Annotated in this window: 26 protein-coding genes and 2 pseudogenes; 15 read left to right on the top strand and 13 right to left on the bottom strand. The window is 64.9% G+C overall.

Annotated elements, in window-relative coordinates:
- Positions 1–20: 20 nt before the first annotated feature.
- The 4 genes from IPI67_38910 to IPI67_38895 form a co-directional block, all read right to left on the bottom strand.
- A complete protein-coding gene (locus IPI67_38910; GenBank protein MBK7586142.1) occupies positions 21–869 on the bottom strand; it encodes a serine/threonine-protein phosphatase in 849 nt (282 codons plus the stop codon).
- Positions 870–920: 51 nt separating this feature from the next.
- Positions 921–1,505, bottom strand: a complete 585-nt coding sequence (locus tag IPI67_38905; protein ID MBK7586141.1) for a hypothetical protein — start codon at positions 1,503–1,505, stop codon at positions 921–923.
- Between the two features lie 33 nt (positions 1,506–1,538).
- Positions 1,539–2,240 carry a DUF3494 domain-containing protein gene (locus IPI67_38900; protein ID MBK7586140.1) on the bottom strand — a complete coding sequence of 234 codons (702 nt, stop codon included), beginning with the start codon at positions 2,238–2,240 and terminating at the stop codon, positions 1,539–1,541.
- A gap of 395 nt (positions 2,241–2,635) precedes the next feature.
- Positions 2,636–3,976: a serine/threonine protein kinase gene (locus tag IPI67_38895; protein ID MBK7586139.1), complete on the bottom strand. Its 1,341-nt coding sequence runs from the start codon at positions 3,974–3,976 to the stop codon at positions 2,636–2,638.
- Between the two features lie 345 nt (positions 3,977–4,321).
- On the opposite strand from IPI67_38895, the gene IPI67_38890 reads away from it, so the two are divergent.
- The 8 genes and pseudogenes from IPI67_38890 to IPI67_38855 all read left to right on the top strand — a co-directional run bounded on the left by IPI67_38890 (position 4,322) and on the right by IPI67_38855 (position 11,702).
- Positions 4,322–4,867 (top strand): OmpA family protein, encoded by a 546-nt coding sequence (locus IPI67_38890; protein ID MBK7586138.1) that lies wholly within the window; start codon positions 4,322–4,324, stop codon positions 4,865–4,867.
- 608 nt (positions 4,868–5,475) lie between these two features.
- Positions 5,476–5,688, top strand: a complete 213-nt coding sequence (locus tag IPI67_38885; GenBank protein ID MBK7586137.1) for an SHOCT domain-containing protein — start codon at positions 5,476–5,478, stop codon at positions 5,686–5,688.
- A 193-nt stretch (positions 5,689–5,881) separates the two neighbouring features.
- The gene (locus tag IPI67_38880; GenBank protein ID MBK7586136.1) at positions 5,882–6,538 is read left to right on the top strand and encodes a universal stress protein; all 657 of its coding nucleotides are present in this window, start codon (positions 5,882–5,884) and stop codon (positions 6,536–6,538) included.
- 38 nt (positions 6,539–6,576) lie between these two features.
- Positions 6,577–6,906, top strand: coding sequence for an HPF/RaiA family ribosome-associated protein (locus IPI67_38875; protein MBK7586135.1), 330 nt, complete (start codon positions 6,577–6,579; stop codon positions 6,904–6,906).
- Positions 6,907–6,938: 32 nt separating this feature from the next.
- On the top strand, positions 6,939–9,386 hold the full coding sequence (locus IPI67_38870) for a phosphoketolase family protein (GenBank protein MBK7586134.1): 2,448 nt from the start codon (positions 6,939–6,941) through the stop codon (positions 9,384–9,386).
- Between the two features lie 23 nt (positions 9,387–9,409).
- Positions 9,410–10,192, top strand: a complete 783-nt coding sequence (locus tag IPI67_38865) for an HAD-IIB family hydrolase (protein MBK7586133.1) — start codon at positions 9,410–9,412, stop codon at positions 10,190–10,192.
- Positions 10,189–11,265 carry a glycosidase gene (locus tag IPI67_38860; GenBank protein MBK7586132.1) on the top strand — a complete coding sequence of 359 codons (1,077 nt, stop codon included), beginning with the start codon at positions 10,189–10,191 and terminating at the stop codon, positions 11,263–11,265. The genes IPI67_38865 and IPI67_38860 overlap by 4 nt, the downstream gene beginning before the upstream one ends.
- Before the next feature lie 188 nt (positions 11,266–11,453).
- Positions 11,454–11,702 (top strand): annotated as a pseudogene (locus tag IPI67_38855) (metal-transporting ATPase).
- A 145-nt stretch (positions 11,703–11,847) separates the two neighbouring features.
- On the opposite strand, the gene IPI67_38850 reads toward IPI67_38855, so the two are convergent.
- Complete coding sequence (locus IPI67_38850) at positions 11,848–12,354, bottom strand: hypothetical protein (protein ID MBK7586131.1); 507 nt, start codon at positions 12,352–12,354, stop codon at positions 11,848–11,850.
- Between the two features lie 286 nt (positions 12,355–12,640).
- On the opposite strand from IPI67_38850, the gene IPI67_38845 reads away from it, so the two are divergent.
- Complete coding sequence (locus tag IPI67_38845; protein MBK7586130.1) at positions 12,641–12,997, top strand: hypothetical protein; 357 nt, start codon at positions 12,641–12,643, stop codon at positions 12,995–12,997.
- A 19-nt stretch (positions 12,998–13,016) separates the two neighbouring features.
- On the opposite strand, the gene IPI67_38840 is transcribed toward IPI67_38845, so the two are convergent.
- The 8 genes and pseudogenes from IPI67_38840 to IPI67_38805 form a co-directional block, all read right to left on the bottom strand.
- Entirely contained in the window at positions 13,017–15,725 is a 2,709-nt protein-coding gene (locus tag IPI67_38840; GenBank protein ID MBK7586129.1) for a cation-translocating P-type ATPase, read from the bottom strand.
- A gap of 100 nt (positions 15,726–15,825) precedes the next feature.
- Positions 15,826–16,098: a hypothetical protein gene (locus IPI67_38835; GenBank protein ID MBK7586128.1), complete on the bottom strand. Its 273-nt coding sequence runs from the start codon at positions 16,096–16,098 to the stop codon at positions 15,826–15,828.
- A 552-nt stretch (positions 16,099–16,650) separates the two neighbouring features.
- Positions 16,651–17,085, bottom strand: a pseudogene (locus IPI67_38830) (GGDEF domain-containing protein).
- A 12-nt stretch (positions 17,086–17,097) separates the two neighbouring features.
- A complete protein-coding gene (locus IPI67_38825) occupies positions 17,098–17,583 on the bottom strand; it encodes a response regulator (GenBank protein MBK7586127.1) in 486 nt (161 codons plus the stop codon).
- Between the two features lie 161 nt (positions 17,584–17,744).
- Positions 17,745–18,134 carry a response regulator gene (locus tag IPI67_38820; protein MBK7586126.1) on the bottom strand — a complete coding sequence of 130 codons (390 nt, stop codon included), beginning with the start codon at positions 18,132–18,134 and terminating at the stop codon, positions 17,745–17,747.
- Positions 18,131–18,499, bottom strand: coding sequence for a response regulator (locus tag IPI67_38815; GenBank protein MBK7586125.1), 369 nt, complete (start codon positions 18,497–18,499; stop codon positions 18,131–18,133). The genes IPI67_38820 and IPI67_38815 overlap by 4 nt, the downstream gene beginning before the upstream one ends.
- Before the next feature lies 1 nt (position 18,500).
- Positions 18,501–20,996, bottom strand: a complete 2,496-nt coding sequence (locus IPI67_38810; protein MBK7586124.1) for a PAS domain S-box protein — start codon at positions 20,994–20,996, stop codon at positions 18,501–18,503.
- Positions 20,993–22,423, bottom strand: coding sequence for a sigma-54-dependent Fis family transcriptional regulator (locus tag IPI67_38805; protein ID MBK7586123.1), 1,431 nt, complete (start codon positions 22,421–22,423; stop codon positions 20,993–20,995). The genes IPI67_38810 and IPI67_38805 overlap by 4 nt, the downstream gene beginning before the upstream one ends.
- Positions 22,424–22,688: 265 nt before the next feature.
- On the opposite strand from IPI67_38805, the gene IPI67_38800 reads away from it, so the two are divergent.
- From IPI67_38800 to IPI67_38775, 6 genes are all read left to right on the top strand, one after another.
- Positions 22,689–22,973, top strand: coding sequence for a hypothetical protein (locus IPI67_38800; GenBank protein MBK7586122.1), 285 nt, complete (start codon positions 22,689–22,691; stop codon positions 22,971–22,973).
- Entirely contained in the window at positions 22,973–23,239 is a 267-nt protein-coding gene (locus tag IPI67_38795; GenBank protein MBK7586121.1) for a GlsB/YeaQ/YmgE family stress response membrane protein, read from the top strand. Before IPI67_38800 ends, IPI67_38795 begins: the two co-directional genes overlap by 1 nt.
- A 95-nt stretch (positions 23,240–23,334) precedes the next feature.
- Positions 23,335–23,688: a DUF4398 domain-containing protein gene (locus IPI67_38790; GenBank protein MBK7586120.1), complete on the top strand. Its 354-nt coding sequence runs from the start codon at positions 23,335–23,337 to the stop codon at positions 23,686–23,688.
- Positions 23,689–23,741: 53 nt separating this feature from the next.
- Positions 23,742–24,641, top strand: a complete 900-nt coding sequence (locus IPI67_38785) for an OmpA family protein (GenBank protein ID MBK7586119.1) — start codon at positions 23,742–23,744, stop codon at positions 24,639–24,641.
- A gap of 270 nt (positions 24,642–24,911) precedes the next feature.
- Positions 24,912–25,799, top strand: a complete 888-nt coding sequence (locus IPI67_38780; protein ID MBK7586118.1) for a DUF3494 domain-containing protein — start codon at positions 24,912–24,914, stop codon at positions 25,797–25,799.
- A 30-nt stretch (positions 25,800–25,829) separates the two neighbouring features.
- A complete protein-coding gene (locus tag IPI67_38775; GenBank protein MBK7586117.1) occupies positions 25,830–26,174 on the top strand; it encodes a hypothetical protein in 345 nt (114 codons plus the stop codon).
- Positions 26,175–26,196 lie beyond the last annotated feature (22 nt).

The raw sequence follows: 26,196 nt of genomic DNA, 5'->3' as shown, positions 1-26,196 counted from the left end.
GTCAGGCGCAAAGTCCACTATCAGGCGGGCGTGGCCACGATGGATGAGAGCGAGACTCGCTCACCGTTCAGCGCGACGGGCGCCTGTTCGCCGCCGACTTCGAGCACGACGGCCGTGATGTTGTCCTCGCCACCGCGCCCATTCGCCGTGTCGACGAGCTCCTTGCACACGGCCTCTACCGACGCCCCCTTCATGATGTCGTGCAGGTCCGAGTCCGGTACCTTGTTCGAAAGGCCGTCGGAGCAGACCAAGAAGCGGTCGCCTCGGCGTAGCTCGACTCGGCTCATCGCTACCTGCACCTCGGGTCGGAGCCCGACGGCTTGGAGGATGATGTTCTTGTAGTCGCTCTCCCCCGCCTGCTCCGGCGTGAGCACGCCGCGCTCGACGAGCTCTTGCACGTAACTTTGATCCCGCGTCAGCTGCAAGAGGCGGTCGTTGCGAAGCAAGTACGCTCGGGAGTCCCCGATTTCCGCGATGTAAGCGTAACGGTCGTGAACCAGGAGGGCCGTGAGAGTCGCCCCCATGCCTTCTCTGCCGGACGCGTGCGCAAGATCCCACACGCTCCTGTTTGCGCGCTCCACGCTGGTCTTCAGCGCCGCGCTCGCTCCCGCGGGGGAGCCCTCGTTCATGCCGACGCGGACCGAGTGAAGTGCGACCGTGCTCGCGACCTCCCCCGCCTGCGCGCCGCCCATTCCGTCCGAAACCGCGATCAAGATCCCACGCTCACCGGCATCCAGCCCGGCGCTGCGCTCCATCGAGTGGACGCGCTCGGTCGTCGCCAGATCGGCCACGACGAAGGCATCCTCGTTGGTCGTACGCACACGACCGAGGTCAGTCTTTCCAAATACCGTCAGCTTCACGTTGATCATGCTTCAAACCTCCCGCAGGATTCGTGCCGCCTCGGGCGGCGTTCGGCGCGTTCAGAATGTGGCAAGGCGCACCGTCACTTTCACGCGCTCCGTGGCAACGCCCAGGTGAACATGGGTTCGCGGCAGCACCAGGTAACCTTTGCTCGAAAAGAGATCGACGGCGGAACACGCCGGCGAGGTCTGGGACTCGGATGCCGAAACAGGGCAGAGTGAGCTCCTCGCTTCTTTGTGCGGGGCAGCGGGGTCCGACGGCTTCGCTTTCGCGCTCCGAGGGGTGTTCTTGACGCTACGGGCGAGCTCGGTGGCGACCGCGTCGGCGTGGCTGCTCCGGTACGGACGATAGTCGAGGTTGCTGGGTGCGGCCTTGTCGGCGGTTGCCGCGTCCGAAGCGCCCACTGGCTCGGCGTCCGCCGCGAGCTCCGGCCTCTCGGGCAGCGGCTGGGGCGCGCTCGGCTGGGCAGTGGCGCTTCGAACGAGCGCAATCCGGACCGGCAGGGCGTCCACGTGGATGGGCAGCTCGAGGGCGAGCGTGAGCTGCGGTTGATTCCGCGGCTGGTCCAGCACCAGAACGGACGCGCTTGCCGCAATCGCGCTCGTGAGCAGCAGGATACGGCCGAGGCGTTTGAGGGACATCATGCGGGTCATTTCTCTTGGTCTTGGGCGCATGGCCTATTGGGTCGGCTCGACCACGGTGCTGCTGTCGAGGTCGACCGCCGTCTGAGCCAGCAGCCTGCCGTTGATCGACGCGCCCGTCCGCAACGTGATCGCAGTTTGAGTCAGCACGATGCCCTCGAAGTGAGACGTCGTCCCGAAGTCCGCGAAACCTGCCACCTGCCAGAAGACGTTCTTCGAGAGCGCCCCGCCCGAAAGGACGACTTTCGCGGCGTTGCTCACGGTGAGGTCCTGCGCGATCTGAAAAATCCAGACGTCCGTCGCGTTACCGCTGAGCGTGACGTTCGTCGGGATCAAGAGGCCGGTGCCCCACTTGTAAACGCCTGGCGTGAGAGTCATTCCGCCGACGTTGCCGGCGCCGAGCTCGGTGACGCCCGGCGCGCGTCCTGCGGCATCGGTGTACGCGAGCTCCATGTCACCGATCGCCGTGGTCAGGTTGGATGGGGTGGGTGGTGTGTAGTCGGCTGCGAATACCTTCCCGGTCACCTGCAACGAGGTCGAGAACACATTGCTGGGATCGGCGGTCAACGAGAAGCCAGTGAAGTACGTGGCTGCCGCGGGGCTCACCCCGAGGTTCCCCGTGATGGCGGAGGTCGGTATCGTGGAGACCGCTGCTTTGGCGAGGATCACGAACTTGCCGGCCGCTCCAAGCTTCACCGGGATGCCGGGGAGAGTCGTGGAGCCATCCCCAGCATCCATTGCAACGCCGCCCGCGCCGCCGGAGCCGGAGCCCCCAGCTCCAGCCGCCGCACCGCCGGAGCCCGAGACACCGCCAAAGCCAGCGCCCGAGACACCGCCGACGCTGGAGCCCGCGCCACCGCCGACGCCGGAGCCCGCGCCACCGTCCTTCGCACCGCCGGAGCCGGAGTCGACCCCCGTACCGTCGCCGTCGCCACACGCCGTAGCCAGCGAGGCGAGTGAAAAGACGAGCACGAAGCCGGGCCTGGAGGAAGGCATGATTGCTACACACTGCAGGGTTCGTGCCGGAGCGTTCGCCCGCATTTCCGGCGCGAAACGGGAGTGTTTTGGGACGACCTTGCAGTGGCAAGAGCTCAGCGTCGCGAATTGTCCCGTGCGCCGCGAGGCCGATTGCCTCAGAACCCCAACACCGGATCGAAGCGCTGCGTCTTCGAAACGCCGTTCGCAGGCGCCGACCGAACCGCGCGTGAAGAGGGGGCGGCAGATGCCTCGGCCTTCTCGACCCGAACAGCGTCCGCCGCCGGGTCCGAACCCGCTTGGGCGGCTTCGTCGATGCGCACGTTTCGGTGGTCGCCCGCGCGCCGGAGCTCGGGCACCGACCGGCGGGCCCCCCCATACGCGGCCCCACTCACGACCGAGAACAACACGACGCAAACGAGCGCGATCCACTTCGTGTGGCGACCACGACGGGCTGGCGCGGCCTCGTCCACCAGGGTCACGGCCTCGGCTCGGCGCGCTCGCAGATCTGCGCTCATGCCTGGGGGCGGCGATGATTCCGTGTCCGAAATGCTGCCGAACCAGCGCGAGCGAACCCCGTGAGCCGAGGCGTCTTCGTGCACGCCCTGCTGGATCAGCCACGCGCCGAGGGCCTGTCCCAAGCTTCGCGCGCCGGGCCAACGCAGCTCTCGATCGCGATGGAGCCCGCGCATGAGCAGCGGTTCCAATCCTTTGGTGTCGACGCCCAGCTGGGAGGGTGGCGGCACGTCCTCCAGAATGATTGCCCTGAGCGCGAGCGCCGGCTCTCGGTCGCCGAAGGGTGGTAATCCCGTGATGCACTCGTACAGCACCGCACACACGCCCCAGATGTCCGCCCGATGGTCGACATCGTCCTTTCCAAGCGCTTGTTCCGGAGACAGGTAGTGCACGGTCCCGAATACACTGCCTACGTTGGTGATACGGCGCAGTCCGAGTTCCGTCAGGCATCGCGCGATGCCGAAGTCGACGATCTTGGGGACCACGTAGTCGCCCCCCTCGGAGCGATCGAGGAAGATGTTTTCTGGTTTCAGGTCGCGATGCGCGATGTTGCGGTCGTGGGCCGACGCGAGACCCTCGAGCACGGGCAGCAGGAGTTGCACCGCGCGTACCGGGGACAGCCGCCCGAATTCCTCCAACTCCGCGCCCAGATCGCGACCGTCGAGCAGCTCCATCACGAGGTACGGTGCTTTCCAGTCCGTGAAGCCGAGGTCGAGGACGCGCACGATGTTGGGGTGCTCGATGCGAGCGGCGAGCTGCGCCTCCCGGATCAGCCGCTGGCGCAGCTCGTCCGACGTCGTCTCGTCGCGCAGGAGCTTGATCGCGACCTGGTTGTCCAGACTGAGATGGTGAGCAGCCCAGATCGACCCCATTCCGCCCGAGCTCATCACGCGCAAGAGCTCGTATTTGTCGGAGAGGATCTGATGAGGCTGTGCTCGATCGGGGCCCGCATCAGCCAGTGACACCCCGCTCCCTTTCGGCATCCCGGCAACAGGAGCAAGTCACGTGCCGCTGCGGCGCGACTGGATCGAGAGCGCAACCCACAGCCGGACTGGGGCGTTCTGTCGCAGCTCGGGCCGGCGGAACAAATTCGCCTCAGTGCTCCCCGGGCTGATCACGGTGCGCCGGGCGCCCGACGCTCCCAGGAATCGGGACCCCGAGCTCGAGTTCGCGTGGGGATTCGCGACGCGCAGCTGGACGCGCTTGCACCGCAGTGTGGGACCGCGCCGAGCGGTACGTTTCGTGCTTTCGCAGCGATGACACTCGCTACCGTAACTCGAGACGTCGCCAATCATTGAGGCTCCGTCTTTCCCTGAGAGAGGATTCTCATGCCCACGCATTCTTTTTCGACAACGATCAGCATTGCCCTGGCGGCTTCACTTCTGGCGGGGTGTGGCGGTCAGGCAGCGGGCCCCCCAATCGCCCCAACCGGTAGCCAGGAGTCAAGCAACGCCAACGCCCACGCTGCGCCCGCGAAACCGACGGCGGACACCACCGGAACCATTTCCATCTCCGAAGAGATCCGAAAAGCCTGCGGCATCGCAGAAAAGGACGCTCACTTCGCCTTCGACTCTTCTCTAATCGACGCCAACGCGGGCGCTGTGCTGGGCCAAGTAGCCCAATGCCTGAATACGGGGCCACTAGCGGGTCGGCAATTGAACCTGGTGGGTCGAGCAGATCCGCGCGGCGAGAGCGAATACAACATGGTCTTGGGCGGTGCTCGGGCTTCGGCCGTCTCGAGCGAGCTCGAGGCGCGTGGACTCCCGGCCGGTAAGATCACATCGTCGTCGCGCGGCGAAATGGACGCGTCCGGCAAAGACGAAGCAGGCTGGGCGGAAGACCGACGGGTGGACGTCCGCTTGGGCTCACGCTGAGCGTCTTTCGTCCCACGCCGTTCCGTCCGGAAGCACCCGGCGTTCAACGGGACAACGACGTGCCTTGCAATGTCGCGGCCGGAGAGAACGCGCCGCTCGAATTTTTCCATGCAACATGAGGAACCGAGCATGCCTACGAAAGCAGAACGATTTCGGGCGAAGCGCGAGCGACGCGCCAATCCACCCAGGGCGAAGTCTCCGGCGAGACCTCGACGAGACTACCCGGTGAACACAGCGCGGGTCGGCGTGAGTGCCGACGACCGCAAGGCAGGGCTCCTCGATACCGCGGACCGCAACCGCATGAACTCCGACAAAGCAGGCGCGGCACTGGAGAGCTCTGAAACGGGCCAGCCCTCGCGCAAGAGCACCCGTGGCTCCGCCGGAGGCGTTAAACGTACGGACAACTTGAGGCAGCGCGCCGTGCAGAAGGCCCGGTCCCCGAAGAAGCGCGCAAGCAAGGCGCAAGCGCGGCAGCGCTGAGTGCGCTGTTGGACGGAGGCGGTCGCAGGCTCAACCAGCAGTGCTGAATCGAGCTGCCGCCCCCCAATCAGTCGAAGCGAGGTGAGTTCATGGACCACGGGCCGAACGCAGGAGGACACATGGGTTGGATGTGGAATGGAAACGGGCACATGGGCTGGATGCCGTTCGGGTGGATGCTCGGCGTGGTGTTGGTGGTGGCGATCGTTTGGGTGTTGCTCCGATCGAAACGCGGCCCGCCGAACGGGCGCGACTCGCCGCGGGATATTCTCCAGCGCCGGTTCGCGAAGGGCGAGATAGACGGGGAAACCTACAAGCGGACGCTGGCTGACCTGGAGGACTAGGGAGGACGTGCGCAGTGGGAGAGCTGACTCATTTGATTCGAGAAACGCTCGGTCGACACGTCGTTCGAACGGCGCTTGCATCGAGTCATGCGCACGCTCGGTCTCTTGACCGAATGGGAGGGTACGTCGGGCGTGCTGCACCGGCGGCCATGCATTGGAACGGCTCGTGCTTCAGCCACCAGTGAGGTAATGAATGTCCGAAATTCTTCCAACGACCGTCGTGGTCGGGATCGACTACTCCAACTCGTCAGAGCGCGCGCTCGAGATGGCCTGGGATCTGGCTGCGGCGGCACCCGCGGCCGAGCTACACATCATTCACGTCGTCGAAAAAGGGCTGGCCGCCGCTGCCGACGGCTCTCGGGTCGACGAAGAAGAAGAGCGCCTGAACGCCTTCGCGCTCGCCCATGCCCGCCGAGCCCTCGCCGATTCGCCGCCGGTTCGCCGGATGGTGACCCACGTGTGGCGTGGGGCGCCCGCCAAGGAAATCGCCACACTGGCGGCGGAGCTAGACGCTCGTATCATCGTGGTGGGCACGCATGGACGCCACGGCCTGTCGGATTTGTTGCTCGGCTCCGTTGCCGAGCGGCTGGTGCGAATCGCGCCGTGCGCAACCCTGGTAGTTCCGCCGCTGGAACGCCGGCAAGCGGCCGAAGCGCTGCGCATCGAGCCACCTTGCCCACAGTGCGTGGTAGCGCGGCGACAGAGCGAGGGCCGCGAGTTTTGGTGTCAGCGGCACGCGGCGTACCAGGGACGGCGCCACACAGCGCACGTGCCAGATGTCAAACAGACGCACACAGCGAATAGTCTGCTGATCTCCAGTTGGGGGTTCGGGGCTGCCGCTCAGCGCTGACCGCACCCATTTTTTGCGGAGCTAGTCCGGGGAGAACCGTGCATATCCAAATCAACACCGACCACAACATCGAAGGGCGAGAGAACCTTGCCGACCACGTCAGAGGGGTGGTGGAGCACGCGCTCAGGCGATTCACGCGTCAGATCACACGGGTGGAGGTTCACCTCAGCGCCCAGGCGGGCGGCAAGAGCGGGCCAGACAACGGGCAAGACGACAAACGCTGCATGATGGAGGTTCGCATCGAGGGCCGACAACCCACCGCGGTCACGCACCAAGCAGCGAGCGTGGACGCGGCCATCAATGGCGCAGCTGAAAAGCTGGAGAAGGCCATCGAGCGCGTGCTGGAGCGCCTGCACGCCCATCACTAGTGGTGAGCGGACGCGCGCGGAAACACAATCCGATGTCGACAGTCGAGCAACGCTCCTTGGAGCGCTGGGAGAACGAAGGCGGGCGGCCCTTCCGACCGGCAGTCCGAACGGGGCGGCGCAACACGCTATCGCCCCGTGTCCTCTACGCGCTGGACGCGTACTGGCGCGCCGCCAACTACCTGTCGGTGGGCCAGATCTACCTTCGCGACAACCCGCTGCTGAAGCGGCCGCTGGCGGTCGCGGATGTGAAACACATGCTGCTCGGACACTGGGGCACGACCCCCGGACAGAATTTCATCTATGTGCACCTGAATCGGGTCATCAAGAAGTACGACCTCGACATGATCTACGTCTCCGGCCCCGGACATGGGGGGCCAGCCGTCGTGGCCAACACCTATCTCGAGGGCACCTACAGCGAGATCTATCCCGACATCAGCCAGGACGAGGCGGGTCTCCAAAAGCTGTTTCTTCAGTTCTCGTTTCCCGGAGGCATTCCGAGCCACGCGTCGCCGGAGTGCCCGGGCTCGATCCACGAGGGCGGCGAGCTCGGGTATTCGCTGAGCCATGCGTTCGGTGCGGTGTTCGACAATCCCAATCTCGTCGTCGCCTGTGTGATCGGCGACGGCGAGGCAGAGACCGGCCCCTTGGCCACCGCGTGGCACTCGAACAAGTTCCTCGATCCCGTGACCGACGGGGCGGTGTTGCCGATCCTGCATCTCAACGGCTACAAGATTGCCAACCCGACCGTGCTGGCGCGGATCACCCGCGAGGAATTGGAGCAGTTGCTCCGCGGCTACGGCTGGACACCGTACTTCGTGGCGGGTCACGAGCCGGAGTTGATGCATGAAGCCATGGCCGCCACACTCGACGCGGCGCTGGAGCAGATCAGGAAAATCCACGAGGACGCCCGCGTCCACGCCAACCGGGTGCGCCCGCGCTGGCCGATGATCGTGCTCGATTCACCCAAGGGTTGGACGGGGCCGAAGCTGGTGGATGGCAGGCAGATCGAGGGCACGTTCCGCTCGCATCAGGTGCCAATCTCCGATCCAGCGACCCATCCCGAGCACCTCCGGCTACTCGAAGACTGGCTCCGGAGCTACCGGCCGGAGGAGCTCTTTGACGGAGAAGGCCGCCTGAAACCGGAGCTCGCCGAGCTCGCGCCCAAGGGCGCGCGACGCATGGGCGCAAATCCCCACGCCAACGGCGGCCTCCTGCTCTGCGATCTCGAGCTGCCCGACTTCCGCGAGTACGGGGTCGACGTGCCCTCACCCGGCGTGCGCGGCATTGGCGACACCCACGTGCTCGGGCGATTCCTGCGCGACGTGACGAAGCGGAACATGGGCCAGCGCAACTTTCGAATCTTTGGTCCCGACGAGACGCTGTCGAACGGCCTGGAAGCCGTGTTCGACGTGACCGAACGCCAATGGGACGCCGCGACGCTGCCGAACGACGAATTTCTCGCGCCGACCGGGCGTGTGGTGGAGATGCTCAGCGAGCACCAGTGCGAGGGCTGGCTCGAGGGCTACCTGCTCACTGGACGGCATGGTGTCTTCAATTGCTACGAGGCGTTCATCCACATCGTGGATTCGATGTTCAACCAGCACGCGAAGTGGCTGAAGGTCACGTCGCATCTGCCGTGGCGACGGAAGATCGCTTCGCTGAACTATCTGCTCGCCTCGCACGTCTGGCGCCAAGCTCACAACGGCTTCACCCACCAAGATCCCGGATTCATCGACCACGTCATGAACAAGAAGGCGGAGATTGTTCGGGTCTACCTGCCGCCGGACGCAAATTGTTTGCTGAGTGTGATGGACCACTGCTTGCGGAGCCGCCACTACGTCAACGTCGTGATCGCCGGCAAACACCCGGCGCCGCAGTGGCTCGCGATGGACGCTGCCGTCGAGCACTGCACGGCGGGCATCGGCATCTGGCCGTGGGCCTGCAACGACCAGCACGCAGACCCCGACGTCGTGATGGCCTGCTGTGGCGACGTCCCCACGCTGGAGACACTCGCCGCCGTGTCCATCCTACGCGAGCGTCTACCCGAGCTGAAGATCCGCGTGGTCAACGTCGTCGACCTCACGAAGCTGCAACCACAGACCGAGCACCCGCACGGGCTCAGCGACGCGGATTTCGACCGACTCTTCACCGAGAACAAACCGGTCATCTTCGCCTTCCACGCCTACCCCTGGTTGATCCATCGGCTGACGTACCGCCGCACCAACCACGAGAACATCCACGTTCGTGGCTACAAAGAGGAGGGCACCATCACCACGGCCTTCGACATGACGGTGTTGAACGATCTGGATCGCTTCCACCTCGTAATGGACGTCATCGACCGCGTGCCCGAGACTGGCGCCGCGGGCATCGAACTCAGGCGGGAGCTCGCGGACAAACTCATCGAGCACAAGCGTTACATCGACAAAAACGGCCAGGACATGCCGGAGATCCGCAACTGGAAGTGGGAAGCGGAGCCGTGACCGGGCCTGGCGGTCCCTGACTCATGAAGAAGCTCGTTGTTTTCGACCTGGATGGCACCCTTGCCGAGAGCAAGTCGTCGCTCGATCACGAGATGGTCGCTCTCCTCAGCGCGCTTCTCAGGATCACCAACGTCGCGGTGATCTCCGGCGCGGCTTGGCCCCAATTCGAGGCGCAAGTGCTGTCGAAGCTGCCCCAGGATCAACACCTCCGGAGTCTGTCGCTCTTACCCACCTGCGGAACCAAGTTCTTCCAGTATGAATCCAGCTGGAAGTTGCTGTACGCCGAGAACTTCAGCGCTGACGAGAAGGCCAAGATCATCCGCTCCTTGCAGCAGGTGACCGACTACTTGGGCTTCAAGGCCGAGGAGATCTGGGGAGAGGTGATTGAAGACCGGGGAAGCCAGATCACGTTCTCTGCCCTCGGGCAAAGAGCCCCCCTCGAAGCCAAAAAGCAATGGGACCCGGAGTTCACCAAACGAAAAAGAATGAAGGCTGCCCTCGCTCCGCTGATCCCCGAATTTTCCGTGCGCCTGGGTGGCACGACCTCCGTTGACGTCACCCAGCAGGGCATCGACAAAGCCTACGGTATCCGCAAGCTCCGCGACGTACTTGGTGTTGGCATCGACGAGATGCTCTTCATCGGGGATGCCTTGTTCCCCGGCGGGAACGACTATCCGGTCAAAGAGGCCGGCGTTGTGTCGATCCAGGTCCGAGACATCGAAGAATCGAAGCGGGTGATCGAAGCGATCACTGCTTGTTTGGACGGCGCGCGAACTGCGGAGACGCGGTCGGTGGAGCGCCGATGAGCGCCTTCCAGTTGCAGCGCCTGGGGCAGCTCATGCAGCCGGAGCCGGGCAATCCGCTGGAGATCGAAGGTGTCCTGAATCCGGCGGCCGCTCGCGGCTCCGACGGCCAGCTCTACCTCTTTCCCCGGCTCGTCGCCCGGGGAAATTTCTCGCGCATCGGCATCGCGCGGATTCGGTTCGATGAGGTCGGCGACCCGTGCGGAGTCGAACGGCTCGGCGTTGCGCTCGAGCCGGAAGCTGACTACGAGCTGCGCGCTGACGGCAGCGGGGGGTGCGAGGATCCGCGCATCACCTTTGTCGAGCCGCTTCGGCGCTACGTGATGGCGTACACGGCGCTTTCTCCCGTCGGTCCACGGCTCGCCCTGGCCGAATCGGAGGACCTGATCCACTGGAAACGCCTGGGCCTTGCTGCATTTGCTCCGTATCGCGGCATCGATTTCGTCCACGTGGACAACAAGGATGCCAGCGTCTTCCCCGTCGCGGTTCCGAATCACGCCGGGAAGCTGCAGCTGGGGATCCTGCATCGGCCACTTTTCCCCGGAACTCGTCCGGAGGAAACCGTCGACCGGAGTGCGTCACGGGGAGTGGATCTCAATCTCGAAAGCATCTGGATTTCCTATTGCCCGATGGCGCTCGGGGACGTCGAACCGCATCACTTTGGCCCGCTCAACTCACACCACCGCCTAGCGACACCGGTATCACCTTGGGAGCAGCTCAAAATCGGCGGCGGCACTCCGCCCGTCCTGACCCGGCATGGCTGGTTGATCGTCTACCACGGTGTGGGCGAGACGACGGAGCCGGCCAACGGCGGACGTCAGTTGTGTTACTCGGCCGGAGTGATGGTGCTCGCGAAGGATCACCCGCGGGAGGTCTTGTATCGCTCGGCGCAGCCAGTGTTGACACCAGTGACGCCGCAAGAACGCCACGGCACCGTCGCCAACGTCGTGTTCCCGACGGGCATCGATCGGCGCGACGACATCGGCTCACCGGACCGCTACGACGTCTACTATGGAATGGCGGACCATCGCATCGGCGTGGCGCGCCTCGACGTACCCGAGCGTCTCCCGCCCTGACCGTGGAGGCGAAACAGGCGCGGGGGTCGGGCACGGCTCTTGCCCCATTTGATCGGATGCACGCCAGGACCGCGCGAGCCAAAGCCTCCGACTCGACGCCGAGAACGAAGCCCAGCGCGAAGGACGAACTGAAAACCCTTCCCATGCCGGTGCTTCTGGCACAGCTCGACTCGTCGCCGGACCTGAAGCTGTCCGTCGCCGGACACCTGACGATCTTCCTAACGCGCTCGCGGGGGCCGTTCTGGTCAATCCGTCCGGCTCGCATGCTCTGGGCGGCGGTCTTCGGCACGCAGCTCACCGCGACGCTGATCGCGGTCTACGGCCTCTTCATGACGCCGCTCGGTTGGGGTTGGGCCGAATTCGTTTGGGGTCATGCGCTGGTCTGGTTCGTGGTGAACGATCGCGTGAAGTTGCTCGCCTATCGGGTTCTCGATCCGAGCGCAAGCGAGCCGCGCGCTCTGCCGCCCCGGGTCGCCGCACGTACCCACGGGGCGCTCGCAAAGTCCGCCGTCCCGAGCTGAAAAATCAGGGAGACTTCGCTTGCTCGACGAGGAATGCGCAAAGGCGTGGTGGCCGGGGGATTCAGGCGGCGCCGAACGACAGGTCGCCCACGCAGATCCCGGCTTCTTCCACGCGCAGCGCCGACCGCGGCCCCGGGCGAGCCCCGAACCGGATGCAAACTTCCACCGACAAGGTCCGAAGCTGCGTAGCCAGAGTGCCGGCGAGCGAGAGCAAGCTGTGGCGTGCTTCGCTACTGAGCAGCAGCGGCGGCGCGAAGTGCAGGCGCGCGGCCGAAGCTCCCGACATGGCGCTCACCAACGCTTGCGCCATCTCGTAGCGCGCGGCGAGCACCTCCGCGTGAGCGGCGTTGTTGACCGCGATCACCGCACACTCGATCGGCGTCTGCCGCTTGACCAGCTCCTGCGCGCGCCGCACCACACGACTCACGAGGCTGTTCTCGGGTTCTCCCGGCGCCTGGGCGACGAACACCCGCTCGGTGGCTGGGCCGCGCGTCTTCCCGATCGTCGGGATCCATCGCACGCCTTCCTCGACCACCAGCATGTAGGCAGTGACCCGTTGTTCCGTCATGTGACCATCCTCGCGTCGCGCGCTTTCGGTTCAGCCTGCGATTTCCGCGCCACGCGCGAGCGCGCCGACCCCGGCGCGGAAGCGGCCAAATCATGCGAAATCAATCACGGCCCGCCGCCACACGATCGCCACACCTGGGGCGGTCTTGCTTGGCGACCTCGACGCCAACGCAAAGCCGGTTTTGTCGCTTGACACTCGGGCGGCGATGAACGGCGCCTACGCGAACTGCGTATGGTGGCACGACGCGTGCACTCGCTTTCTTTCGTTTCGGAGGCGACGGGGTCCCATGAATCGTCCATTTGTCTCGTTGCCTCGGCACACTCTGCTCCTGGCCGCCGTGTTCGCGACCGGCGCGCTGCCAACGGATTCCATGGCGGGGGCCAAGAGCCCCCCCACGCCAGCGACCTGCGTTCAGTCGTGGCCAGAGGCGCGTTACAGGAACTACGGCTACGACCACATCGTGCACATCCGAAGTCGCTGCACGCCTGCTGCGACTTGCTACGTCTCCACGAACGTCAGCGCCAAGCCGATCCGCGTTCGATTGGAGCCCCAAGAGCACAAAGAAGTGCTGACGTTTCAAGGCGCGCCGAGCCGCGCGTTCGTCCCTCACGTGCGTTGCCGACTCGATGGGTCCCCGCGCTAGCCGGTCGCGCCGGAACGGGTCAATCCGTACGCGGCGCTGCTGAGCTGAGCCGCGAAGCGACGACCTTTCTGAGCTCCTCGACCAGGAGGATGCCGGCTGCGATCGCGGAAGCCACGAGCCAGTCGATTGCGCCGAGCCCGTCAGTGCGAAACAGGCTCTGAGCGGGCGGCCAGTACACTACGATGATCTGCAGCGCGACGACGACAACGAGCGCTGTCCACAGACGCCAATTTCCGAGTGAAGCGCGGCGTAAGACGGACAGGGTCTCGTTGCGAGCATTGAACGCGTTGAACACCTGGAACAGCACGAAGGTAGTGAAGGCCATGGTCAACCCGTGACTCTCGCCAGATTCGGCCATGCCGCGCTGGAACGCGAAGAGCGTGCCGACCGCCATCGTGAGCCCGTGGAAGAATAGGTGGCCAAAGCGCCGCCAAGTGAGGATGACCGCGGTTCGACGTCGCGGCGGATCGTCCATGATACCCGGTCGAGCCGAGTCGACTCCCAGAGTCATCGCCGGAGGACCGTCCATGATCATGTTGATCCAGAGCATCTGGATCGGCGTGAAAGGGGTGGGCAGGCTCAATACCGACGCACCAAAGACCGTCAGGATGGCTCCGACGTTGGTCGAGAGCTGAAAGCGCACGAACTTCAAAATATTGTCGTAGATGGTTCGGCCTTCCTTCACGGCCGCGACGATGGTTGCGAAGTTGTCGTCCGCGAGCACCATGGCTGCGGCCTCCTTCGCGACCTCGGTCCCGGTGTCGCCCATGGCGATGCCGATGTCTGCCTGTTTCAAGGCCGGCGCGTCGTTCACGCCGTCACCCGTCATGGCTACCACGTGTCCGTGCGCCTGAAGCGCGCGAACGATGCGCAGCTTGTGCTCGGGTGAAACACGCGCGAACACGTCGGTGGCCTCGACCTTTTCGGAGAGTTCGACGTCGCTGGCTGCCTCGATCTCCGGTCCTGTCATCACCGCTGGATCGATCCCGAGCGCGACCGCGATCGAGACCGCAGTCGCCGGATGGTCGCCCGTTATCATCTTCACGCGGATCCCCGCGTGTCGACACAACTCGATGGCGGCACGCGCCTCTGCCCGCGGGGGATCCAAGATCCCGACGAGGCCCACGAAGGTCAGGTCCGCCAAGTAACGGTCGAGACTCGCGGCAGGATCGAAGTCCGCCGAGGGAAGACTGCGCTCGGAGACGGCGAGGACGCGCATGGAAAGAGCCGCCAGGCGCTCGTTCTCCGTCGAGATGCTCATGCGTCCAGCTTCGTCGAGCTGGCCGACGCCTTCCCCTTGCCAAATCTGGGTGCTCCGCGCAGCCAGCACGTCTGGCGCCCCTTTGACGAACAGACGAATTCGTTCTCCGTCCTCATGGAAGGTGGCCATCAACTTGGTCCTCGAGTCGAACGGGAGCTCTGCGCTCCTCGGAAAGCGGCCAGCGGCATCCCCCGGAGCGAGCCCTGTCTTCGTTGCAAAAGCCAGCAGCGCGCCTTCCGTCGGATCGCCGGAGAGCACACCCCCATCGATCTGCGCGTCGTTGCAGAGTGCCGCCGGCAGTGCGAGCGGCTCGAGATCGATCCCCGTCGTGCCGTCCGCGGCGCTGACCTTCCCCTCGGGACCGTATCCTTCACCAGAAACGTCGAAGCGGACCCCGCGGAACCACGCGGCACGCGCGGTCATCTGATTCATGGTCAAGGTGCCCGTCTTGTCCGAGCAAATAACCGTCGTGCAGCCGAGGGTCTCCACCGCGGCGAGCTTCTTGACGATGGCTCGGCTGCGCGCCATGCGTTGCATCCCGAGCGCCAGCGTGACCGTCACGACCGCCGGCAGTCCCTCCGGAATCGCCGCGACGGCCAGCGCGATGGCGTCCATGACCTCTTTTTCGAGCGGATGACCACGAAGCAGGTCAACCGCCAACAGCAGCGAGACGATCACGACCGCGATGACGGTGAGGCGCTTCCCGAGGCCGTCGAGCTGAACCTGAAGCGGCGTTGGTGCCGGGACCGTCTCGTCCAGCATTCCAGCGAGCTCGCCCATTTGTGTGCTCATGCCGGTCCCTGTGACCAAGAACTCCAATCGGCCCCGCGTCATGATCGTGCTCATGAACACGGAGTTGACGCGATCTGCCAGCGCCGTCTCCGCGGGCAGCACGGCGTCCGCCTGTTTCTCCACGGGGTGTGACTCGCCGGTCAGCGCGGATTCGTCGATCTCAACAGCGTGGGCCACCGCGATGCGACCGTCCGCAGGTAGCCGATCCCCCGCTTCGGCGAGAACGATGTCTCCAGGCACGACCTCCTCTAGGTCGATCGACTCGAGCTGACCGTCGCGTCGTACCCTCGCCGTTCCCGTCAGCATGTGTTTGAGCGCTGCGACGGCGAGCTCCGCCCGATGCTCTTGGTAGTAGCCGAGCGCAGCGTTCAGTACGACGACCGTGAAGATGACGATCGAGTCCTTCAGATCGCCCACCACGAAAGCCAGCGCCGCCGCCACGAGCAAGACCAGGATCAGCACGCTCTTGAACTGCTCGAGGAACAGTCGCCACTGGGGCTTCGGCGGTCGTCGTGCGAGGCGGTTTGCCCCGTGCCGCGCGAGACTCGCGGCAGCCTCACGCCTGCCCAGCCCTCGCTCGACGTCGCTGCCCAGTGCCTCCACCACTTCGGGCAGAGGACGCGCATGCCAGGCCGTCTTGTTGCGTCGCTGAGCTGCTTGTTCCGGTGCGGGCATCATCGCCTCGCGGCTGTTGGCCAAGCAGGAAGACCCCGCGCGCGGCACTTCAGAAGCAGCCAGTTCTGCCCGCGCCCTGTCACGCGCCAATGCGCCTTCATCATGGGGCGGCCGTGATGCCGGAGCCACGCACGGGGAGCTCGACGCTCACCGCTGCCCCGCTCACTCCGGCTCTTTGCGGGGGTAGCGTGCTGGCTCCGCCGAAGAGTCCGCCGCCGTGCGCTATCGCCACGTCGCTGGCCAAACACAGCGAGAGCCCAGCCCCACCCACGACCCCGTCCGGCGTGAATCGCTCCCGACCGGCCAGCACGAAGCCCTCCGGAAACCCGCGTCCGTCGTCTTCGATTAGAACCGTCGCGCGCGTGACGCTCACGATCACACGAACGCGTACCCATGAGCGCGTGGCGTAACGCGTTGCCGATCAGCTCATAGATGGTCGCCCCGAGCCAGCGCGCGTCGGCCTCGATACCTGCCGGTTCGCTCGTTTCGCTCGCCTCGCTCGGCTCGACCTCGACCACCACACCCTTCCGTCCAAACACCTCGCAAGCCTCATCCGCCATTCGAACCACGAGCTCTCGCAGTGCAACGGGCCCGCGTCGGAGCGCCAGCGGCCCCCGCTCGAGCTCGGCTGCCATCGAGAGGCGGTCCGCAAGACGAAGTAGGCGGCCAAGGCTCCGGCGCGCGATGAGCAGCATGTGTTGTTGCTCGGGGTCGCCGCTGAGACTCGCCTGAAGCTCGGTGAGTGCACTCCACGCGACCCCCGCCGGCGACCGGACCTCGTGCGCAATCGTCCCGAGCAGATGAGTGCGGAGGTAGTCGAATTTCTGTTCGCTCAAAGTGGACTCCAGTTTCGCCGCGTCATCGGGCGCTCGCGTCGGCGCAACGACCTTACCTCACGGAAAAAACTCGGCGCTGCCCAGACTCGTCAAGCGCCGTCCGCGCTAGTCTCGACCCGATTTTTACCCGCCGCTTTGGCCCGATACAGCGCGGCGTCCGCCCGACGTAGTGACTCGGTTTGTGCGCGCTCGCTGGTGTGCGACAGGTCCGCAACTCCGACGCTGATCGTAACGACCCCGGCGGGGCTCGCGGGATCCTGCACAAGCGCGAGTCGCTCGATCGCCTTTCGGACCCTCTCCATCGCGCCCGCCGCCTCGGTCGGCGTCTGCTCCGGCAGAATGACGAGGAACTCGTCGCCACCGTATCTGTACAGGGAATCACCCGCGCGCAAAGATGCTCGCATCGCCGAAGCCACCGTCGAGAGCACTCTGTCCCCCTCCAGGTGCCCGAGACGGTCATTGTAGAGCTTGAAGTGGTCGACATCGCAGAGCGCCGCGGACGAAACATGTCCGTAGCGGGAGACCGTGCGGAGCCTTTACAGATCATCTTGCAGTCGCAGGCGGTTGCCGGCCTGAGTCAGCGGGTCAGTCCGGGCTGCGTCGAAGGCGCGATCGCCGGCCCGCTTGAGCGAGGCGTTGCTCCGGGAAAGCCCACGATGGAGCCGAGTGATGCGGGAGGCAGACTGAAGCTTCGCCGTCAGCTGCTCGATGTCCAGGGGCTTGGTCAGGTAATCATCCACGCCTCCGCGCAGCGCCTCGACGACGTGCGGGCGATCCGTGAGCGAGGTCATCATGATGAAATAGGTGTAGCCATCGCTAGAATCTGCCCTCGCCCTGCGACACAGCTCGAGACCGTCCATACACGGCATCATCCAATCGCTCACGATCACGTCGAAGTCGTGAGCTCGGTGCAGCTCCCAGGCCTCGGCGCCTTCCCGTGCGGTCATGCAAACATGCCCGAGGTCGAGGACCGCCCCCTCGAGCTCCCCCCTCGAACCGTCGTCGTCATCGACGACCAGCACGTTCAGAGGCGCGCCTCTTCCAAGCCTTGGGACGGTAGACATGGCCCTGTTCACGACACCTCACCAAGCAAGCGGCATACCGTGGGGGATCCACGAGAAGCCAGTCCCTGGCGCCGCCAAGCGGGACGGCGTGACCCGGCGCCACTGTCACGAAGGGACAATTAGTCCCGGACTGACTCTGGCTGGAGCCCGAGCACTTCCCTGACCCGCCGACAGAGCTCGACGCGCGCCACGGGCTTTTTTAGAAAGCCATCGGCCTGAGCGCTCTGCCAGCGCGTTCGGGCGCTGTGATCGTCCATGGCCGTGAGCAGGATCACGGGAATGTTCTGGGAAGCGACGTTGGCCTTCAGCTCGGTCGCCACCTGATACCCGTCCATTCCCGGCATGAGGACGTCGAGCAGGATCAGGTCCGGCGGCTCTGCCGCCACGTCGGCGAGCGCCTCCTCGCCGCTGGCCGCAGTGCAGAGCAGGTAGCCCTCCGGCGCGAGCATGATCTGCAATAACTGTCGGTTGTTTTCGTCATCGTCCACGATCAGGATGCGCAGAGTCATGCGGCTCCCAGCTGAGCCGCAACGGTCGCCAGGAAGTCCCGATACTGGATCGGCTTGGCGATGTAACCGTCATAGCCCGCCGCTCGAATGCGCGCCTCGTCGCCCTTCATTGCCAGGGCGGTGAGGGCGACCACCGGAATGGCGCGCGTCGCAGCGTCGCCCTTCAAGAGCACGATGGCTTGCAGGCCGTCCATGCCCGGAAGCTGGATATCCATCAAGATCAGGTCCGGCCGCGCGTCGCGGGCCAGTGTCAGCCCCGCCTCGGCGTTGGTCGCGCTGAGCACGGTGTGGTGCACCGACTCCAACAGGAATATCGCCAACTTCATGTTGGCGGGGTTGTCTTCGACGACCAGGATCTTGGCCATGTCAGCCCAGTGGGTGGCGGCCGGACAAGGCCCGCCGGACTTCGGCCGTGAACCGTGCACGGTCGAATTCACCCTTCTCCATGATCGCCGACACGTAACCGTTCAACCTGGCGCGGTCCTCGGCGGAGATCTCCATGGCGGTCACCACCACGATTGGGATGCGATCCGTGTCGGGATGCTCGCGGAGCGCCAGCACGACGTCGAAACCCGTCACGTCGGGCATCATCAAGTCGAGCACAATCAGGTCGGGCAGCTCCCGCCGTGCGGCATCGATGGCCTCGCGGCCGCCATATGCGCGCAGCACGGCGCTGGGCAAGCCCAAGACGTGAGACGCCATCAGCTCCACTGCCTTGGGATCGTCGTCCACTACGAGGACCTTGAGCGGCCGGTCGGGCGCGGAGGGAAGCAGACCGAGCCCGACCAGCGACTCGTACAACTCCTGCCGAGACACTGGCTTCTGCATCACCGCAGCGGCACCGAGCGCGAAGCCTCTGTTGCGATCGGCCACGATTGACAGGATCACGACCGGGATGCGTGCGAGCCCCGGCACACTCCTGACTCGATTCAGGAACTCCCAGCCGTCGACCCCGGGCAGCATGATGTCCAGAGTGATCAGTGACAGCGGTTGCTGGGCGGCGAGCTCCAGCGCGGATTCGGCGGAGGGCGCACACAGGACCCGGAAGCCCTCCGCCTCGAGTTGAACGCGGATGAGCTCTGCGGATTTGAAATCGTCTTCCACCACCAGCGCGGTGCGCGTTCCCGCGAGCTCTTGGTCCCGGACGACGGCGGGCGCTTTGGCCGTCGTCAGCGCCTCCTCCCCCGATGTTCGGAGCGGCAGCCATACCGTGAAGCAAGCCCCCTCTCCGACCGCGCTTTCCACGGCCAAGGCGCCGCCGTGCAATTCGGCGAGGAGCTTGACCATGGCCAAGCCGAGGCCAGTGCCCTCGAATTTTCGCGCCAAGCTGCTGTCGATCTGACTGAAGGGCTTGAACAGGTGCTCGAGGCCCTCGGGTGAGATGCCGATGCCGGTGTCGCTGACGCTGACCGCGAGAAACTCGGCGAAAGCGCTGTCGGATAGCGAAGAGCTCCGACCCCTCCAGGAACCCGACAGCTGGCCTACCTCGCTGCGCGGGACGCGGCGCGTCCGGAGAGTCACCTGACCGCCGTTGCCCGTGAACTTCACCGCGTTGGAGAGCAGGTTGTAGGCGATCTGTTTCACTTTGCGCTTGTCCGCCCAGATGACGCCTAACGCGTCCGAGGCGTCGAACTCCAAGCTGACATGGCGGGCCGCGGCCTTCTCTCTGATGATTGACAGGCTGTTCACGAATAACGAGGACACCTCCACTGGCTCGAGATCGAGCGTCATCTTGCCGGCCTCCACCTTGGACAGGTCGAGGATGTCGTTGATCAGGGAGAGCAGATGTTTGCCGCTGCTGAAAATGTCACCGATGAAGCCACGCTGTTGATCGGTCATCTCGCCCATCAGGCCATCCCGGAGCACCTCGGAAAAGCCGATGATGGCGTTCAACGGTGTCCTCAGCTCGTGTGACATGTTGGCCAGGAACTCGGACTTCGCCCGACTAGCGTCTTCGAGCTCGACGTTCTTCTGTTTCAGTGTTTGCTCGAAGCGCTTCAGCTCCGTCACGTCGCGCGCCGAGGCGAACACACCTTGCAGCCTTCGGTCACGGTCGTGGAAGGTGGTCGCGTTGTAGGAGACAACGGTGAGGTGCCCATCCCTGGCGCGCGCGGTGAGCTCGTAGTTGGTGACCTTGCCCTCGTTGAGCACGCGGTTGATGCCCGCTTCCGCCCGCTCTGGATCGGTGAAGTAGTTCTTGAACGGCGCGCCGATTAGCTCGTCCCGTGTGCACCCGGTCAGCGCCTCCATTTGTTTGTTGACGTCGGTGATGATGCCCCTGGGGTCGGTGGTCATCATTGCATCGATGTTGGATTCGATCAGCGAGCGCGTGTAGAAATGCTGGTCGCGTAGCCGCTGATCCAGCTTCTGTCGCTCCTCTTCCACCTGCTTGCGGGCGGTGTTGTCGGTGCCGATCAGCAGGTAACCGATGATGGCGTCCTGGGCATCGCGCAGCGCCGTGACGGACACCACCGCCGGAAAGCGGCTGCCATCCTTGCGGATGTAGGTGAGCTCGTAGATGTCTTCGATGCCACGTGAAGCCTTGAACACCAAAGCCTCGAAGCCGGGAGCAATGCTCGTCCCCGCCTCGGAGCTGAGCGCCTTGGCGCGCACGATCAGCTCTTGTGGATTGGAGATGTCGGCGGGCGTGAGCTTGTTGATCACCTCGGCGGCCGTGTAACCGAGCATCCGCTCTGCGCCGACGTTGAAGATCTGAATGACCCCGTTCGCGTCCGTGGCAATGCTCGAGAAGTTGGCGCTGTTGAAGATCGCGCTCTGCAGCGCTCCGGCCTTCAAGAGGGGGTCAGAGTGTCTGGCGTCCGCGTCTGCCTCGGGGCCTGCCCCGGGCGGGCGGGCGTTCAAGTTCTGACCGAGCTTCCGTGTGTGCTCGTCGTGCCCGTCTCGGAGAGTTCGGCTTCCTGCTCGGAGTCCTCGGCCCCGGCGTACAGTTTCAGCTTGCGATACAGCGTTCGCCGGTCGAAGCCGAGAACCTCGGCCGCGCGGGAGCGATTGCCTCCGACCAACGCAACCACGCGCAGCACGTACTTTCTCTCGAGCTCTGCCATCGTCACGACCTCCGTCGGATCGTCTGCGGAGACCACGAATCGCTCGGGATGGTAGGCCCGGATCTTCTCTGGAAGATCTTCCACCGTCACCTGATCGAACGCCGCCAAAGCCACCGTGCGCTCGATGCAGTTCTCGAGCTCGCGAACGTTGCCGGGCCAGTCGTAGTCCATGAGCTTTTTTGCCACGGATGCGGACAGGGTCAGGGCGGGTTTACCACTCTGCCCGGCGAACATCGTCAGGAAATGCTGGGCCAACGCCAGAATGTCTCCACCTCGCTCTTTGAGCGGTGGCAGCTCGATCTTGACGACGTTGATCCGATAGTAGAAATCTTCCCGAAATCGTTTTTCGAACACCTCGTCTTCGAGGTTCCTGTTGGTTGCAGAGACGATTCGCACGTCGAACGGCAGCTCGGAGTTCGAACCCACGGGGCGAACTTTCCGCTCCTGCAGGGCACGGAGCAGCTTCGGCTGCACCTCGAGGGGAAGCTCCCCTATTTCGTCCAAGAAGAGCGTGCCCCCCGAGGCCTCGAGAAAGAGCCCCTTCCGCTCTGCCTTGGCGTCGGTGAACGCGCCGCGCGCGTGACCGAACAGCTCGCTCTCGAGCAGCGTCGGGGGAACCGCCGCACAATTGATGGCGACGAACGGGCCAGCGCTCCTGGGACTTTGCGCGTGGATGGCGCGCGCAATGAGCTCCTTCCCCGTTCCGGTCGGGCCTTGAATCAGCACCGAGGCGGCGCTGTCACCGACGCGAGCAATCAAGTCGTAGACGCGCTTCATTGCCGAGCTCGTCCCGACGATTGATTCCGGGTGTTCGGAAGCTGCCACGGCGGTTCGAAGTCTTCGGACCTCTTTCAGTAGCTGTTTGTGCTGGACGGCTCGAGCCACACCCAGCCCGAGGACTTCTGCATCCACCGGCTTGGTGATGAAATCGTAGGCGCCCGCGCGCATCGCCGAAATGGCAAGCTCCATGCTTCCCACACCGGTCACCAGGATCACCGGCAGGTCGGGTCGAGTCCCCAAGATGCGCTCGCACAGCGCAATCCCGGTCATCGGCGTCATGGCGAGATCCGTGAGCACCGCGTCGAATTCGCGGGTTGCCACCGCATCGAGCGCATCGTGCGCCGACACGAACGAGGTGACCTCGAACCCCCGCTTCGTCAGCAGAGTCTCGAGCAAGTCACACATGTTCTGATCGTCATCAATGACGAGAATTCGACCGGTCAACTGGTACGCCCCTCCCCGGGCAGTCCCTAGACGAGGCCAGGTGTGCCATGGCAGCGCCACCGGCGCACGTGGTTTCCTGCCGCGCGCGCCGACGCGCCCGCGCCCTCCCATCGGATTCGGGGCGATCTGCCCCAGGCGCCCGCGGGTTGAGACATTCGCGCCATGAAAGATCTGCAAACGCCCGGCACTTGCTGACGGCACGAACCCTGCAGAGGTCGTCCGTGAACGAAGGGCCGAACGCGGCTCGGACTTCGAAAGCAGGCTCATGACCACTCTCAAAAGCAAAGTTGCAGAAACCGCAGAGCACGTGAAAAACACGGTGACGGAGACCGCCTCCAAGCTGGGTCACGCGGCGTCAGAAGCCGCCCACAAGGGTGAGCACGCGCTCTCCGACGTGGCCCGCAAGACCAAGGACTTCGCCATCGAAACTACCGACAAGCTGAAGCGCACGACCGACAAAGCCATCGACAAGACGGCTGAAGCGCAGCGCTCGCTGGGCGCAAAGGTCGAAAACACCGGCGCCAAGATCAAGAAGGACGCGAGCGTCTGATGTCGATCGTCAGCTGGCTGGTGCTGGGTCTCATCGCTGGCTTCATTGCCAGCAAGATCGTGGACGGCAGCGGCGCGGGGCTCACGACCGACCTGGTCTTGGGCGTCGTCGGCGCCTTCGTTGGCGGCGGTGTGTTCCACTTCTTCGGCGAGGCCGGAGTAACCGGGTTCAATTTCTGGAGCCTGTTCGTGGCCGTCGTCGGCGCCGTTCTGGTGCTGGTCGCGTACCACGCGGTCTCCGGGCGGCGCTCGGGTGTCCGAACGTGAAGCCGAAGCCGAACGCCGCTCAGCTCCGGGCGCTCGATTGGAACGAGCCATCACCGTTTTTGGTTGAAGAAACGCATTCAGAAAGATCGATACTCATGCAAACAAAACTTGGATTTTCCGTGGTCACACTGTGCGCGATCGCCGGCTGTGGGGGAACCGTGATGTCCCCGTCGAAGCTCACCGCTTCGGAAGGGTCCGTGCGCGGCGCTGAAGAAGTAGGCGCTCGGGACGAGCCGAAGGCAGGCCTGCATCTGAAGCTCGCGCAAGACGAGGTCAAGAAGGCCAAGTCCTTGAGCGAGAGTGGTGATGGAGAGGCAGCAGACCGAATGCTGACGCGCGCTCAGGTGGACGCCGATCTGGCCATCGCGGTCACGAACGAAGCGAAGACCTGGCGAGCTGCGCAACTGGTGAGTGCCGAAGTCGAAAAAGCCCGAGGAGGCGTCAAATGATTGGTTTGAATGGTTCAAGTTCGCGTGCTCGCCTTGGGGCGCTCGCGCTCGGAATGGCGCTCAGCACGAGCGCATGCGGTACCGCTGGAACACCGAAACAACTCCTCGACGCGCGCGCCGCGTACTCGGCCGCGGAAGCAGGCCCCGCCAAGACCCTGACGCCCGCCGAGCTGGTGGACGCCAAGAAGTCCCTGGACGAGGCAGAGCAGACCTTCCTGGACGACGGTGCCTCTGACAAAACGGTCGACGCGGCGTACGTCGCACAGCGACGCGCCGAGCTCGCAGACGCCCGTGGACGCATCGCGGATGGGGAAGCCGCCGCCGTGCGAAACCGCGCCGAGCTCGCGAGTGTGAATGCCTCGCGGTTGAGCGCGACCGAGAACGCGCTCGATCAGTCCCGGGGTGAGGTCGCTCGAAAAGGGCAAGAGCTCGCCCTGACGGGTGCCGAGCTACGCGCAACGGGTTCGGCGCTCGTTCGCGAGAAGCAGGCCTTGGCCCAGGAGAAGAAGGCGCGTGCCCTCGCAGAAGCGCGTCTGAAGGACGCAATGGACAAGCTCGCGCTGGCAGCCTCACTCTCGGTCAAAGAGGAGCCGCGCGGCACCGTCATCACGTTGCCGAGCAACGTGCTGTTTGCCACGGCCAAGTGGGTGCTCTTGCCGGGCTCGATGAGTAAGTTGGATGCGGTCGCGGTGGCCCTCAAGGACCAGCCCGACGTGACGATCAAGGTCGAAGGGCACACCGACAGTCAAGGTACCCCCGAGGCCAACAACCTGCTCGCGACCAGGCGCGCCGAATCGGTGCGTGCGTATCTCGAGTCCAAGGGTGTGGCGAAGGACCAACTCTCCGCAACCGGCCTTGGAGAGGACCGGCCCATCGGCGACAACAAGACCACCGACGGCCGTGCACAGAATCGGCGAGTCGAAATCGTCGTGACGCCGCGCGAGAAGCGGTAGCTCGAACGCGGCCACTTGGCCCAGCGCACTTGCGCGCTCCGCCACCTCTCTCGGCACTCGTCGAGGGGGGTGGCGGAGTTTTGTGGCTCGGCGCTCACGCCCGAGACCCGTGCCCGGCGTCCATCGAAGGACGATTCGTCCCGTACGCCCAGCGTGACCGGAGAGAACGGGATCTTCAGGCTGAGTCTCCGCGCGTCACGGGAGCGCGGATGACGCACAGTGCCGCGGGTTCATCGTCGCGGCACAGAACGTGCTCTCTGTCCGAGGAACATGTCTACACACTCGAAATCATTTTGCTCGCCTCTCGTCTTCTTGCTCCTCGCTGGGTTCGCGGTCGCTTGCGGCGACAGCGGGGACGGAGAGACCAGCGGGTCTGGCGGAACGGCGGCGTCCGGCTCGGGTGGCGCGGCGGCGTCGGGTTCCGGTGGAACCGCGGCATCGGGCTCGGGTGGAACGGCGGCGTCGGGCTCCGGCGGCAGCGTGGCCTCAGGCCTCGCCGTGAACCTCGGAACCGCTTCCAACTACGTGGTCCTCGCGAAGACCGGGATTTCGACGGTGCCCACCTCTGCCATCACCGGAAACCTGGGAGTGAGCCCGGCTGCAGCAACGTTCATCACGGGGTTCGCGTTGACCGCGGATCCCACCAATGTGTTCTCGACCTCCCCGCAGATCACCGGGAAGGTCTACGCGGCGGACTTCGCGCCGCCCACGCCGTCCGACATGACCACGGCTGTCGGGGACATGGAGCTCGCGTTCGTGGACGCTGCAGGGCGCGCAGCCGGCGTGACCGAGCTGGGCGCAGGGAACATCGGGGGCATGACCCTCGCGCCGGGCGTCTACGCCTGGGGCACGGGCCTTCTCGTGCCCACGGACGTCACGCTCACGGGCAGCGCGACCGACGTCTGGATCTTCCAGGTCGCGCAGGATCTCACGGTGAGCAGCGGTGCGAAGCTCGTGCTGGCGGGTGGAGCGCTGCCCCAGAACGTCTTCTGGCAGATCGCGGGGCTCGTGGACCTCGGAACCACGACCCATTGGGAAGGAGTCATCCTGACCCAAACCTCGATTACCCTGAGAACGGGTGCATCGGTCAACGGGCGGCTGCTGGCGCAGACAGCGGTCAACCTCGACGGCAGCACCGTGATCGAACCCGCAAACTGACGGAAGCCGAGCAAGAACGGAGCTATCTCGATGAAGACACACGCCCACGCGATCCTCGCTCGTCCGACGCTGTTGATGTTCACCGGCGCTACGCTGCTCGCCAACCTCGGTTGCGGCGCGGCGGCGCCCTGCCGAAAGGGGCCCAAGGACGATGTCGTCATGGCCGCCCGCACCGCCGGGGAGGCCGTCGAGACCGGGGTAAAGACCGGAGTCGAAGGTGTGAAGGCGGGCGGCCGCGCCGTAGGTGGTTTTGCAACGGATGGCTCTTCTGGCGCCAAAAAGGAATGGAAGAACGGCAAGGCGGACACGAAGGCGGAGGCCAACGAAGGCGCGGCTGAGACGAAGGACGAGACCGAGATCCCGCGCTGCAAGTAGGCGCGGAGGGAAACGCCCATGA

This window comes from Myxococcales bacterium (genome assembly GCA_016706225.1).
Taxonomy (GTDB): domain Bacteria; phylum Myxococcota_A; class Polyangia; order Polyangiales; family Polyangiaceae; genus JADJKB01.
This window is presented reverse-complemented; position numbering and strand designations above follow the sequence as displayed.